We start from the raw sequence: 14,018 nt of genomic DNA on the forward strand, positions 1-14,018 counted from the left end.
ACCTGATTATAAGTTGATATGAAAAACATATTTTCATTAATAATTAATAATGTTCGGATACTTTATATGCCAAGGAGTTGAGTTACTATGATAGAGCTTGTAATATATGCTTTATTAGCGGCGTTCATTTTTTCACGTTTGTATAATTCTTTAGGAAGGTCAGCCAACCTCAACCTAAAAAAGCTAACTAGTGTATTGGATGTAAGCCGAAGTAGAGAAGACGTAGTAGAAAACATTGAGGGTTACATTGATAGCAATGATGAAAATTCAATAAAAGTTACTTATGAACAAATATTAAAAAAAAATAAAGATTTTTCTATTTCCCACTTTATAGAAGGTTCAAGCATAGCTTTTGAATTAATAATAAAGTATTTCAATCAAGGAAATTTGTCTCAGTTAAAACCACTTCTCGATAAAGACTTATATGATAATTTTGCAGAGAAGATTAAACATCGTAAAGAGGTGCACGAGTCTATCATTGTTTCTATCGTTTCACAAAAGATTTTAGAAATAAAGCTAGTAAAAAATGTAGTGTTTATTGCAGTATATTTCCTTTCAGAGCAAATTAACTTCGTTAAGAACAATGAAGGAGATATCATATCAGGTAGTACATCCACTATTAATAAAGTTGAGGATGTATGGCAATTCAAAAAAAATGTTAATTCATCAGACCCAAGCTGGTTGCTTGTTTCTATTCACTATAAAAAGACAAGTAACGATAAGACAAATGACAAGTAAGATTAGTTTTATTTAGAGTTAACCATGGAAAGCAAGCTACGCGAACTAGTACTTGACACTGAAACGACAGGTCTTGACACTGAATCTGGTCATCGAATTATTGAAATAGGGTGTGTGGAATTAATTAATCGTATTCCAACAGGTAAAGTATTCCATCGGTACCTTAACCCAGAAAGAGATATACCTTATCACTCGTTTAAGATTCACGGTATTAGTGAAGAATTTTTAGAAGATAAACCATTATTTTCAGATGTTGCACTTGAATTTCTTGACTTTATATCTAATGATATTTTGGTAATTCACAACGCTGAATTCGATGTTAAGTTCCTTAACATGGAGCTAAGCAAGCTGAATGCTGGGTTAATTTCCTCAGATAGAGTGCTAGATACATTACCTCTTGCGAGGAAAAAATTCGCAGGATCACCTGCTTCTTTGAATGCATTATGTAAGCGTTTTGATATATCGCTAGAGAATAGAGAATTGCACGGAGCACTAGTTGATGCTCAATTGCTTGCAAAGGTATATGTTGAACTTACAGGAGGGTTACAAACCTTTCTGTTTGATAATGAATGCAATCAGGACAGTAACTCTACATTCGTTCAGCATAAAGTGCGTAATCTAACTCCCAGAGAACATTCACCAAATAGTGAAGAAATTGATGAACATAAGAAACTGTTAGACAAAATTAACAATACACTTTGGAATAAATATATTGAATAGATCAACCAATAAAGATACAATTTAATTTTACTGAGAGCACCCTAATGGTAAGGTTTATAAGATTGTTATCTAATATGCTAGTAGCATTAGCAGTTGTTTTTTTAGGTTATTGTTATTTCACTAAAAAAGGCATATTTGCCCCAGCAGCGATTCACAACGCAGAAGTTAAGATAGGCGGAGATTTTTCTTTAATTAATCAGGACGGACAGATCTTGCGCAGTAGTGATTTTAAAGATAAATACATGATGATTTTCTTTGGGTTTTCCTCATGCAAAAGAATTTGCCCTATGAACCTTGGAATAATTTCAGAAACACTTGCAAAGTTAGATGAGAAAACTAACAACAAGCTACAAACATTCTTCATCACAGTCGATCCTGAGCGCGATAGCACGGAAAGACTTAAAGAATTTCAGCAGCAATTTGACCACAGAATACAAATGTTAACTGGTGAAAGAGAAAAAATAGACGAAGTAATTGCAAAGTATAAAGTATATGCTAGCAAAGTTGGTGGAGAAGAAGAAATCAACCATTCTTCAATAATGTACCTTATTGGCCCTGGAGGAAAATATGTTACACACTTTGCAGCTGATTTAAATTCAGACGAAAGTCAATCTGATAAGATTTTGGCTGAGATAAGAAAATACGTAAACTGAATTATAGATTTTTCTGTTAATTAGTCGAGCATGCAACTGCATGAGCATTATGATTTGAGAGCAATCTCCATGGGAAGACACACACAACTGTACGAACGTTGTAGTTTGGGAGCAATTCCCACCAGTGGGGTGTCATCCCAGTGCCCAGACACTGGGATCCAGCTTCTATGCAACTTAATTAAAAACGTTTGTTTTAGCGTAAGACAACTACCTTTAGCTCATCAGCTCAGTTATAAGCAAAATTTCTGGATTCCAGTGGGCTTTGTTGCATCGCTACTTATGAAAGGCTAACTATAGTTAGGATTATAAGTAACCTATTGAAAATCTTGTTTTTTTGCAATCAATCTGATCAAATTTAAGAATAGTAATTTATTATTTACATTAATAAATTTAATTCTATTGAAAATAGCTAAAGCATTGAAATTCTTGAATTTTAGCCGGATTAGTGAGTGGTAGTGAAATTTCTTTTACTCAAATTTAGGTATTCACTGACCGTTCTTGTTATAAATACCAGAATAATAAGCTACTGATATTCTCCATCTTTTTTATCTTTAATCCATCATAGCTAGCGATGCAACAAAGCCATTCCAGTGTCAAGCACTGGAATGACATCATCTGTTGTGCAATTTACCTTCAAAAATGAATGTTCGTACAGTTATGGAAGACACATTGGAATGACACTATTTGCTGTCTTCAAAAATAAACATTCGTAAAGTTGTGCTTTTATAGCTCTTTTTACAATAATCCGAACAGACCGTAATATGCTACTGGCCTGCTATAGCCATAAACACATATCTTATCGCATTCGGACTATTATAAGAAAGGCTATAATATGGGTTATCAGTTTAAAAATGTTGCTAATCAGCATATATGAATGTAATATTAATTAACATTCATAAACGAAGCAATACCATGGAAAATAGTTATAATGCCGATGCAATAAAAATCTTAAGGGGTCTTGATGCTGTAAGGAAACGTCCAGGTATGTACATTGGTGACACTGACGATGGATCTGGCTTGCACCACATGGTATATGAGGTTGTTGATAACGCAATAGATGAATCTTTAGCTGGATATTGTGATAAAATTGAAGTTAGCATAAATAAAGATGGTTCAGTATCAGTAACCGACAATGGTCGTGGCATTCCAACTGACATTCATGAAGAAGAAGGAATATCAGCAGCAGAGGTAATAATGACTCAACTCCATGCTGGTGGTAAATTTGACAGTAATACCTATAAAGTTTCTGGGGGATTACATGGTGTTGGAATCTCAGTTGTGAATGCATTATCAAGCTGGTTGGAATTAACTATTTGGCGCAATAAGAAAGAACACTTTATGCGTTTTGAAGATGGTGAGTCTATTGAACCTTTAAAGGTAGTCAACGAAAATACAAACAAAAGAGGAACTAAAGTCACGTTCATGCCATCAACAGAGACTTTTAATGGCATTAATTTCAGTTACTCAACGCTTGAAAGTCGTATAAGAGAATTAGCATTTTTAAATTCAAATATCGACATTACTTTACGTGATCTGCGCAATGAACCATATACAGAATCTCATTTCAATCAGAGCAATCAATCTAAAGACAATTTTGGTACAGCAAATTTTGTGCAGTATTTAGATAAGAATAAGACACATGTAACTAAAATTGCCAGTATGAAAGGAGATGCAGACGATCTTGGCATCAGCTTGGAAATATCGATGGAATGGAATGATTCCTACTATGAGAATATGTTGTGTTTCACTAATAATATACGGCAACGAGATGGTGGTACGCATTTGGCAGGATTTAGATCTGCACTAACTAGATGTATCAATACCTATGCAACTAATGAAGGGTTTTTAAAGAAAGCAAAAGTAAATTTAACTGGAGAGGACGTTAGAGAAGGTTTAACTTGTGTTTTATCTCTCAAGATGCCTGATCCTAAATTTTCTTCACAAACAAAAGATAAACTAGTTAGTTCTGAAGCACGTGCAGTTGTAGAAAGTATAGTTTCTGATAAATTGAGCACAATCCTTGAAACTGATCCCAAATTGGCAGCAAGCATAGTAGAAAGAGCAATTAGGTCAGCAAAAGGAAGAGAAGCCGCAAGAAAAGCACGAGAGTTAGTTAAAAGCAAAAACAATATTGATATTGCAACTCTGCCAGGAAAGCTTGCTGATTGCCAGGAAAAAGCCCCTGAGTTATCGGAATTATTTATAGTAGAGGGTAATTCAGCAGGTGGTACTGCAAAGCAGGGGCGTAATCGTAAAACACAAGCAGTGCTTGCCTTAAGAGGAAAAATTCTAAACGTAGAACGTGTAAGTTTAGATCGTATTTTTTCATCTGCAGAAATAGGCTCTTTAATCACTGCAATTGGTGCTGGAATAGGGAGTGAACACTTCGATATTGAAAAAGCTAGATATCATAAAATTATCATCATGACAGATGCAGATGTTGATGGTTCACATATAAGAACTTTGATTCTAACTTTCTTTTTTAGACATATGCGTGAAGTTATTGAAAAAGGTTACTTATACATAGCACAGCCACCTCTCTATAAAGTTACAAAGAATGCCAAAGACACTTATATTAAAGATGACGAAACTTTTGAAGAGTATATAATAAACTCAGCAGTTAAAAGACTAACACTAAGTGGTACAGCTACAGAATTTAACGACTTGCGCCTTATTTTGAATAAATGCGTTAGCACTTCTAATATTAGCAAAAATTATGATAGAGAAATACCACAAAATCTCCTAGAGTCATTGCTAATTTTAAGCAAAAAGAATGCTCTATCATCGGCTGATGAGATATTAAAGTATTTGAAGTTAATGTACAGCGAATACACTTGGGAAGTGGAAATAAAAGATGAAGAAAAAGAAATTCATATCTCTAAATTGTTTCAAGGATTGGCAGACAAATATATATTTGCACTTAGTATGCTTGAAGGCAAAGATATGCAAAACATATTAAGTTTGCTTGATGGTATAAGTAATTTATTTAATGGTGATTCATTTTTAAAGTCACAAGAAACTGAAATAAGAATCACTTCTCCAAGTACGCTTGCAAAAATAATAATGGACTATGGTAAAAAAGGTTTAACTCTGCAGAGATTTAAAGGTCTTGGTGAAATGAATGCTGATCAGCTATGGGATACTACGTTAAATCCTGAGGCTAGAACTTTATTAAAGGTTGAAATAAAAGATTGTGAAGAAGCTGATTCCATATTTTCAATATTAATGGGTGATATAGTTGAACCACGCCGTGATTTTATTAATAGCAATGCACTTAATGTGCATGATGTTGATATTTGAACTTTTAGCAAAATGTACGAACGTTACGGGTTTAAGCAAAGACTGTGTCATTCAAGTAGCTGACACTGGTTCCTTTATAACGGTGTCATTCCAGTGCTTGACACTGGAATCCAGGTTGCTCACAAGCAAACTAGCATAGAAAGTGGTTACAACGTTTTCGATGAGATTGCAGAAAGGCTGGATTCCAGTGTCAAGCACTGGAATGAAAGCAGTCCTACGTCATGCCGCGATTCATTCGCGGTATCTCTAGATCCCGCTAACAAGCAGCGGGATGACGGTTGTCAGGGTGTCATCCCACTACCTTCTCCTGTCATCCCAGTGCCTCCCTCCCCTGTCATCCAAGTAGCTTGACACTTGTATCTTTATGATGTGAGGCATTAGAGCTAAAATACCTCACAGGGAGGGTGAAGCTGATGCAACGCTAATGCCATTAAGGCCGAATCCCAGATTTTGCTTCCCTCCCATAGAGTTATAGCTCTTCTCATAATAATCCCAATAAGGTAAGAATGGATTTATGGTAGAGGGGTTTGTATGCCAGCAGCGTATAGTTACGACTTAAGGAAAAAAGCAATGGAAGCATTGGATGAAGGAGAAAGTAGAGCAACTGTTGCCAAGTGACCTTACCCAGAAAAAGTGGAGAGAAAGAAAGGAGTTTTTTCGGGTAAAATAAAATTTTGGAGGATTAGAAATGGTAAGAGAATATACGGCAGAATTCAAATTGGAAGCTGTTAAGCTGGCAAATGAACAAAGAAAGGTAGGTCAACCAGTTGCAAAAGTAGCAAGAGATCTAGGAATAAGGGATAGTGTATTAGGAAAATGGATGAAGAAATATAACGAAAAAAAGTCAGCGGCAAATGCATTTCCAGGTAGAGGTAACATGGCTCCTTACGACAAAGAGAGGTTTGATTTACAAAGCAAGAGTAACAAGGGAAAGAGACATTTAAAAAAAAGCCCTGGCCAGTCAAAAAGAGTAAAATATTTTTTTATATAGTAACTGCTATAAAGTACAGGAATTATGTAGGATTTTCTGCTAGTGGCTACTATAAGTGGACCACAAGAAAAATAAGCAGTAGAGAATCAGCAAATAAAGAGCTACTCGCAGCTATTCAAAAAATATATCAAGTTTCTAAATGTAGATATGGAGCTCCTAAAATTCATGCTGAATTGAAGGCTTTGGGTAAAAGTTGCAACTTAAAAACAGTGCAAAGTATTATGCAGAAAAATGGTATTCAGGCTATATTGAGAAGAAAATTTAAAATTAAGAAACAACAAACGGACAGTAGCTCCCAATATATTAGACCAAAACTTTATTGTCGATCAACCAAATAAAGTATGGGATTACTTATATAAAAACCAAAGAAGGATGGCTATATTTGGCAACAATAATCGATCTATATTCACGCATGGTAGTTAATGAGCAGTTCAATAAATAAACAATTGGTTATGGACTCTTTATTAATGGCCGTTAACAAGCGTAAACCTGCCAAAAATCTACTATTACATAGTGATCAAGGTTCACAATATACTTCGCAAGGTTATCAATATCTCTTATCCATAAAAAACATAGATGAGTTATAAAGGTTGTTGTTACGACAATTCTGTTGTGGAAAGCTTCTTCAGTTCTCTAAAAAGGGAGTTACCAATAGACACCTCTCGGCACTCTAAACAGCATATCAAAACTGCTATATTTGAATATATAGAAATTTTTTATAACAAACAACGTCACTATTAACTATTGCATTCCTGAGCATTTTGATTCATCATTCTCTTTGTGAAAAACATTCCAAACTTTCTCTCCACTTTTTCTGGGTAAGGTCAGTCAAACCTCCATTTTTTTTATATCAATTTATTACTTTTTTTTCGGTTTGACACACTTTTTTGAACCATACGCGTCAAGTTAAGGAAATAAAGGTATGAAAGAGATAGAATAATAAGGTATAAGTTCTCCCAGATATACTTTTAGTGAGAGAACCAATGAATAAAATAACTTGCTTATCAAAAAAGCTCAAAGAATTTTTTAATGAAAAAGCAGAGAAAATCTCAATTACAACAAGGTTTATAAAAAGAAAGAGAAAGCTAAAAGGTTCATCATTCGTAAAAGCCATGGTCTTGGGTAATATAGGAGTTGATAATTGTAGCGTAGAAACAATGTGTCAATTACTAAACGAGGACTCGATAGATATAACAAAACAAGGTTTGGATTTTAGATTTACTGAAGAAGCAGTGGAATTTATGAAAAGGATGTATAATGAATCTGTGATTCTCTTTAAAAATATCTTGCAAGTTGATTGCAAAATCTTACAGCAATTTAATAGTGTTAAATTATTGGACAGTAGCTATATTACTCTACCTAACAGTATGGAAGAGATGTATAAAGGTTATGGTACTAGCTACAGTGGCTATGAAAGCAATACTAAGTCTGGAATAAAGTTACAATTAGTTTTCGACTACATGAATCAGATAATAGACCAACTTAATTTAACGGAGGGGGTAAGATCAGACCAGGGATATAGGAAACATTTAAGTAATATATTAAGCAATGATTTGCTAATATCTGATCTCGGTTATTTTGTGCCAAGTTCTTTTAAACAAATCAATGAAATAGGAGCTTATTTCATAAGTCGTCGATACCAACATATATGATGTAGAAACAAATCAAAAAATGGAGTTATTAGAATGTTGAGAGGATAAGTTATTTTTAGAAAACGAGGTATTGTTAGGAAAAGAAGCAAAAATTAGAGTAAGAATTATATGTCAGAAACTAACTGAAGAACAGTCTATGGGCAGAAGAAGGAAAGCTAATAGATTAGCAAGATCGCAGATCCTCTAAAAGAAATCAAAAATTGTTGAACTGGTCAATATTTATAACTAATGTTCCAGAAAATAAAATTAGTGCTGAGCAAGTATTAACGATTTACAGAGTAAGGTGGCAAATTGAGTTATTATTTAAATTGTATAAAAGCCATATCAGGCTTGATAAGCTAAAAGGAAAGCCATGCAGAGTATTATGTGAACTATATGCTAAATTGTGCGCAATTCTTATATTTCACGGCATAGTTGGTTGCACAGAAGTGAAAAAGAATACAGAACTTAGCTTAACAAAGGCATTTATTGAGCTAAAAAGGCGGGTTAGAGAGTTATTTTTAGTATTAACCAAAATTAATAGTTTAAAAGCATTTCTTAAAAAACTCACTATAACTTGGTCGCGATTTTCATTAAAAGACAAACGTAGAAGGGCTAGAGTATCCACTTTAACCTCTCTAAATTTGCTCACAATCTCTTAACTTGACGCGTATGCTTTTTTGAACATTCCCAACGAAAAAAGAAAAACAAGGTTTAATTTTCTTTTTTATTTGCGATTTATCTATTAATTAACCGTGAAAGGTTACGTGTAATGCTTCTTCACATAATTATCAATAATTGCCTTAAATTCTTCAGAGACATTATCACCTTGTAAAGTTTTGAAATATTTGCCGTTTTTGTAGACTGCTGAAACAGGTTTTTCTCCATATCCAGGTAAGCTGATTCCCAAATTTGCGTGTTTGCTTTCTCCAGGACCATTTACTATGCATCCCATAACAGCAATGTTCATATGCTCTACACCTGGATTTTTTTTCTTCCACATCGGCATATGAGTTTTTATATAGCCATTCACCTCTTCAGTTAATATACGAAAACGATCGCTACTCGTGCGCCCACAACCAGGACATGAATTAACCTGAGGGTTAAAGTGTCGCAAGCCTATAGACTGCAATATTTCCTGACACACCACCACTTCATTAGTACGCGATTCACCAGGACGTTGAGTCAAAGAAGCCCGTATTGTATCTCCAATGCCATTTTGCAATAAATAAGTAAGCCCTGCTGCGGTATTTACCACACCTTTATTGCCCATACCAGCCTCAGTTAAACCCAAATGCAGCGCATAATTGGAAGATTTTGCAAGTGCCATATAAACTAAAATTAAATCTTGTACTTTGCTAACTTTACATGAAATGATTATTTTGTTTGAATTTAGACCAATTTCTTCAGCTTTTTTTGCACTATCAAGAGCAGACATTACAAGTGCTTTGCGCAGTATAACGTCAGAAGGCCTTGAATTACTAAGCGAAGAGTTTTCATCCATCAATTTTTGCAAAAGGTATTTATCAAGACTACCCCAATTTACCCCAATTCTAACCGGAAGATCGTGCATTATTGCATACTCTATAACCCTTTCAAACTTCTCATCACGTTTGTTGCCAAAACCTATATTGCCTGGGTTTATCCTAATTTTACCCAGCATTTTGATGTTGTCTGGATAATCTTGAACTAATTTATCTAGCTCATACTGACCACAGCCTACCAATATTTTACCGTCAAAACCTTCTTTATTTATCTCTTCTACTATATAAGGTATGGCTCTTGCTACCTCCTCTGAGTTCAAGGCAATTCGCACCAATTCTGAACCTGTACGCGCTAGTTCTGTTATTTCTTTTGCATAATGTTTTGCGCTACTTTTTATATTATCAGAATCTATATGCACACCAAGCGCCATAGATTGTACAACTACAGGATTATTTCCGCCTATCTTTACTTTTCCAACTTCTACAACATGAGTTTTGTGCCTGGAAATCTGCGATAATTCATATGTATTATCATTCAACATCAGGTCTTTATCTAGCATATTATTAATGGCCAATATTGTGATACTATTTTACTGTGTCAGCTACACTGCCAAATGAACTTGAACCATTCAAACTATAAGCATCTACGTTATCCAAATTAGCAATAGAATCATGTGAGCACGTTCTTCTTGATGGAGTTTCTTTTATAGTGACATTTATAGGAGAAACTTTCTTTTCTCGTGTTGAAGTAACTTTCTTCTCTTCTTGTTGTTCACTTTCATGCTGCTTATTTTCATACTGGAAAACTGACTCTTGATCTATAAATACAGCACCCCTTAAACGTGCGATATTAATACCATGCTGATTTATCATAGTGCTCTCTTCATCGTCGACTATGCAAGCTTCCATGTCATTTGGCTCATTATCAAGACTAGCAATTTTTTTCTCTTTTAATTTTTTGATTAGATCTTCTTTATTTATAGCTCGATCTTGTAATTTTTTTTTCTTGAGCAATTCCCTACGCTTCTCATACAGTTTATATGACTCAGCAAAATCCTCATCTGTATGAAAGTTTGCACCACCAGGGTTACCAGGAGGTATGTATCTCTTACTGAGCTTAGATTTAGCTTCAGCACTATGCACAGTAAAAAAGCTAGAAACCAAAAACATTAATATAAATAAAATTTTAGAAAAAACCCTAAGCATATGGTGCTATAGTAAATATCGTGTTTTAAAAGATAGCAATTAACAAACTTTAAGTAAACCAGAATCTTTACTAACTTTACAATACAAATATTTTTCTAAAAAGTGATATGTTTGCTATCAAAAAAACCTACGCAGACTAAGAGAAGAGTAAGGTGTTACAAGTTGCGTAACACCTTTTCAAGAAAAGTGTTATGCAGCTATATGTTTGCAACTTTTAAGTTATTCTGTAGTTTTTCAGTACCATCGGTAGTATCTACATTACTAAGTTTTGCGTCTGGCGTATCTTTAGATAAGTCGTTTTTCTTCTCTTTATCAAGCTTAACTCCCTGATAGATACAGAATGCAACAAAACTAGTTATTGCTATTGCGGCAACAGCACTGACTATGATACAAATTGCCATTATTTTTTGTTGATCTGCTACTGCCTCTGCAAGTGTTTCCACTTTTTCTTGCAGGCCGTTTAAGTGCTCTTGCATAGCTTGAAACTGCTTAGTACCAATCTTGTCTTCTAATGCACTAAAAACTTTTTCAAACTGCTCAACATCTATCTTTTGAGCTTCTTGCCATTCTTTTAATGCACTAAATACCTCTTCAAACTGTTTAGCATCTATCTTTTGAGCTTCTTGCCATTCTTTTAATGCACCAAAAACTTTTTCAAACTGCTCAGCATCAATTTTTTGACTTTCTTGCAATTCTGTTACACCTAACCAATTGCACAAAATTCCTTTTACCATTTTAACCCCCTAGTTAATTAATATATTATAATTTTACATTCCTAATGTTTAAATTATTATTAAATTAACTGTCATTATGTATTGACCTTTTAATAATTTTGTTTGACTTGCTTTTTGAAAGTGCGGAAACTTAAATTAAGGTATTACAAGATTGTTATTCAACCAATATCTCTCTTTTCCCTGAGTAATTTGGAGCGCTGACAATACCTTCCTTTTCCATTCTTTCAACGATGTTTGCTGCTCTGTTATAGCCTATTCTAAGCTGCCTTTGAATGTAACTGGTTGAAACTTTTTGATCTCTTTGAATGATGGCCACTGCTTGGTTATAGAGGTCATTTTCTTCATCCTCCGTTTCATCGTGTGACTCTGTAGAAGAATTTTCATCTTCTTTAGTGATTTCCTCCATGTAGTTTGGCTCACCTTGCATTTTCAGATGATCAACTATATCTTGCACCTCATTATCACTTACAAATGGGCCGTGAACTCGAATGATCTTACCACCAGAGGCCATATAGAGCATGTCACCCATGCCGAGCAATTGTTCAGCCCCTTGTTCGCCAAGTATTGTACGGCTATCTATCTTAGAAGTAACAGCAAAACTGATTCTCGTTGGAAAGTTCGCCTTTATCACACCTGTGATCACATCCACAGATGGGCGTTGTGTTGCCATTATGATGTGTATTCCTGCAGCACGAGCCATCTGAGCTAAGCGTTGAATAGAGCACTCTATTTCTTTGCCGGCAACAAGCATCAAATCTGCCATTTCATCCACGATCACTACAATATACGGAAATGTTTCCATCTTGATTGGTATTTTTTCAAACAGAGGTTTGCCTGTTGTTGAGTTAAAGCCAATCTGCACAACGCGCTCCAATTCTATTCCACTATTCATCGCTTCTGTGATTTTTTGATTATAGTTTATAACATTGCGTACATTCAAATACGACATCATGCGATAGCGGTTTTCCATTTCTTTCACTATCCACTTAAGAGCGACTACAGCCTTTTTTGGCTCTGTTACTACTGGCGTTATTAGATGTGGTATTGCATCATATATTGAAAGCTCAAGCATTTTGGGGTCGATCATTATCATCTTGCATTCGTCAGGACTTAATCGATAAACGAGTGAAAGAATCATAGTGTTAATCGCAACTGATTTACCAGACCCTGTGGTTCCAGCAACGAGCAAGTGAGGCATTTTAGTTAGATCTGCAATAACTGGTTTTCCACTTATTTCTTTGCCAAGCGCAATTGGAAGATTTAAGTTTGCATTTTGGTATTCTGGTGATTCAAGCAAATCACGCAGCATTACAATTTCCCGTTCCTTGTTCGGCAACTCTATTCCCATAGCATTTTGCCCACGAATTATTGAAATACGTGCAGAGAGTGCACTCATCGAACGTGCAATGTCATCTGCAAGGCCAATTACTCTTGCAGATTTCGTACCAGCTTGTGGTTCAAGTTTGTATAAAGTCACAACCGGCCCATAGCATACACTGATAATTTTTCCTTGCACGCCAAAATCACTCAGGACTTGTTCCAGCAGAGATAAATTTTTATTGCTCTCCATTTCATTCAGCTGTTTTCTCTGCAAAGACTCCTCTGCTTTGGAAAGTAAATGAATGCTTGGAAATTCGAACTCACTGAAAATTTCTTTGGTGGCTTTTTTCTGTCTTTCTTTTGGTTGTTGTTTAGTAGTGATTTTAGTTTTATGTTTTTCTTCTACTACTAATGGTGCAACTGAATATTCAGCAGTTTTATGTGATCTGAAGAATGGAACATTTACAAATAAGCAAGCTATTTTTTTACATAAGAAGAATAGAGAGTAAATTGTTCTCTTCCAACCAACAGATCCTACAAGACCTATTAATGTTACTATCACAAATACATAAAACGGGCAGTTATTAACGAGTGCATTCCCTATTATTCCACTGTGTCTGTACCTTGCTGTGATGCCTAGCGAAAGTTGTGGTAATATAGCACATACCCCTAAATTGATTAATATTAAATAGAGAATTTTCAGCAGTATTTTTGCTGGCCTGAAGATCAACAAGTAAACTATGGTTGTAGCTATTGTAACACTAGTTAATCCAAGAAATTGAACCAATATATCAGCTAAATATGAACCTACTATTCCACCTAAATTTGTCACTTCCTCATTTGTAGCCGTGTTTAAGGAAGGATCTTTATAGTTATAGCTAAAAACTGATATATATATATATATTAAAAGGGATAGATATATTGCTGATTTTAGATATTTTTTTAACATCTACCTAAAGTAGTAAGCTACTGTATATTTTACAAAGTGAATTGTTATTAGCAATATCATTATAGATAAATCTAATCCGTTGAACGGTGGTATATATCTTCTAATAATCTTTAGTGGTGGATATGTCAATTGGTTCAAGATGTGCATTATGCTACTGACAGTTTCATTATATATGTTCACCATATTAAGTTTAACCAGCCAGTTTAGGACAACCCAACATATTAGAATGAAGCTATAAAGATCAAGTAACGTATTGAGTAGATATATGATTGGATGCATACATATCTATTAC

General features: G+C 34.6%; 15 protein-coding genes and 1 pseudogene. 11 read left to right on the forward strand and 5 right to left on the reverse strand.

Annotated elements, in window-relative coordinates:
- The first annotated feature begins 87 nt into the window (after window positions 1–87).
- The 11 genes and pseudogenes from AAGD87_RS01520 (at window position 88) to AAGD87_RS01555 (ending at window position 8,695) form a co-directional block, all read left to right on the forward strand.
- Window positions 88–738, forward strand: a complete 651-nt coding sequence (locus AAGD87_RS01520) for a Tim44/TimA family putative adaptor protein (RefSeq protein WP_006280141.1) — start codon at window positions 88–90, stop codon at window positions 736–738.
- A gap of 24 nt (window positions 739–762) precedes the next feature.
- Complete coding sequence (dnaQ, locus tag AAGD87_RS01525) at window positions 763–1,458, forward strand: DNA polymerase III subunit epsilon (RefSeq protein ID WP_006280142.1); 696 nt, start codon at window positions 763–765, stop codon at window positions 1,456–1,458.
- Between the two features lie 44 nt (window positions 1,459–1,502).
- A complete protein-coding gene (locus AAGD87_RS01530; RefSeq protein ID WP_155968286.1) occupies window positions 1,503–2,111 on the forward strand; it encodes an SCO family protein in 609 nt (202 codons plus the stop codon).
- A gap of 761 nt (window positions 2,112–2,872) precedes the next feature.
- Window positions 2,873–3,001 (forward strand): hypothetical protein, encoded by a 129-nt coding sequence (locus AAGD87_RS01535; protein WP_341817675.1) that lies wholly within the window; start codon window positions 2,873–2,875, stop codon window positions 2,999–3,001.
- A gap of 22 nt (window positions 3,002–3,023) precedes the next feature.
- Window positions 3,024–5,411 (forward strand): DNA topoisomerase (ATP-hydrolyzing) subunit B, encoded by a 2,388-nt coding sequence (gene gyrB, locus AAGD87_RS01540; protein WP_265024254.1) that lies wholly within the window; start codon window positions 3,024–3,026, stop codon window positions 5,409–5,411.
- A gap of 93 nt (window positions 5,412–5,504) precedes the next feature.
- The gene (locus AAGD87_RS01545; RefSeq protein ID WP_010962372.1) at window positions 5,505–5,762 is read left to right on the forward strand and encodes a hypothetical protein; all 258 of its coding nucleotides are present in this window, start codon (window positions 5,505–5,507) and stop codon (window positions 5,760–5,762) included.
- Window positions 5,763–6,099: 337 nt separating this feature from the next.
- Entirely contained in the window at window positions 6,100–6,402 is a 303-nt protein-coding gene (locus AAGD87_RS01550) for a transposase (RefSeq protein ID WP_151807816.1), read from the forward strand.
- 122 nt (window positions 6,403–6,524) lie between these two features.
- Complete coding sequence (locus AAGD87_RS07740; protein ID WP_353286574.1) at window positions 6,525–6,740, forward strand: IS3 family transposase; 216 nt, start codon at window positions 6,525–6,527, stop codon at window positions 6,738–6,740.
- 84 nt (window positions 6,741–6,824) lie between these two features.
- Entirely contained in the window at window positions 6,825–6,989 is a 165-nt protein-coding gene (locus AAGD87_RS07745) for a DDE-type integrase/transposase/recombinase (RefSeq protein WP_156768648.1), read from the forward strand.
- On the forward strand, window positions 6,979–7,143 hold the full coding sequence (locus AAGD87_RS07750; protein ID WP_080717620.1) for an IS3 family transposase: 165 nt from the start codon (window positions 6,979–6,981) through the stop codon (window positions 7,141–7,143). Before AAGD87_RS07745 ends, AAGD87_RS07750 begins: the two co-directional genes overlap by 11 nt.
- 242 nt (window positions 7,144–7,385) lie before the next feature.
- A pseudogene (locus AAGD87_RS01555) lies at window positions 7,386–8,695 on the forward strand (IS4 family transposase).
- A gap of 101 nt (window positions 8,696–8,796) precedes the next feature.
- On the opposite strand, the gene ispG reads toward AAGD87_RS01555, so the two are convergent.
- The 5 genes from ispG to AAGD87_RS01580 all read right to left on the reverse strand — a co-directional run bounded on the left by ispG (window position 8,797) and on the right by AAGD87_RS01580 (window position 14,005).
- On the reverse strand, window positions 8,797–10,077 hold the full coding sequence (ispG, locus tag AAGD87_RS01560) for a flavodoxin-dependent (E)-4-hydroxy-3-methylbut-2-enyl-diphosphate synthase (protein ID WP_341817676.1): 1,281 nt from the start codon (window positions 10,075–10,077) through the stop codon (window positions 8,797–8,799).
- A 25-nt stretch (window positions 10,078–10,102) separates the two neighbouring features.
- Window positions 10,103–10,723 carry a TRP75-related protein gene (locus AAGD87_RS01565; RefSeq protein ID WP_070356736.1) on the reverse strand — a complete coding sequence of 207 codons (621 nt, stop codon included), beginning with the start codon at window positions 10,721–10,723 and terminating at the stop codon, window positions 10,103–10,105.
- A 197-nt stretch (window positions 10,724–10,920) separates the two neighbouring features.
- A complete protein-coding gene (locus AAGD87_RS01570) occupies window positions 10,921–11,457 on the reverse strand; it encodes a hypothetical protein (RefSeq protein ID WP_155968266.1) in 537 nt (178 codons plus the stop codon).
- A gap of 154 nt (window positions 11,458–11,611) precedes the next feature.
- Window positions 11,612–13,726 (reverse strand): FtsK/SpoIIIE family DNA translocase, encoded by a 2,115-nt coding sequence (locus AAGD87_RS01575; RefSeq protein WP_182309617.1) that lies wholly within the window; start codon window positions 13,724–13,726, stop codon window positions 11,612–11,614.
- Entirely contained in the window at window positions 13,727–14,005 is a 279-nt protein-coding gene (locus AAGD87_RS01580) for a YggT family protein (protein ID WP_006279515.1), read from the reverse strand.
- Window positions 14,006–14,018: the final 13 nt, after the last annotated feature.

It is taken from the genome of Wolbachia endosymbiont (group A) of Pherbina coryleti, assembly GCF_964026875.1.
Classification (GTDB): domain Bacteria; phylum Pseudomonadota; class Alphaproteobacteria; order Rickettsiales; family Anaplasmataceae; genus Wolbachia; species Wolbachia pipientis.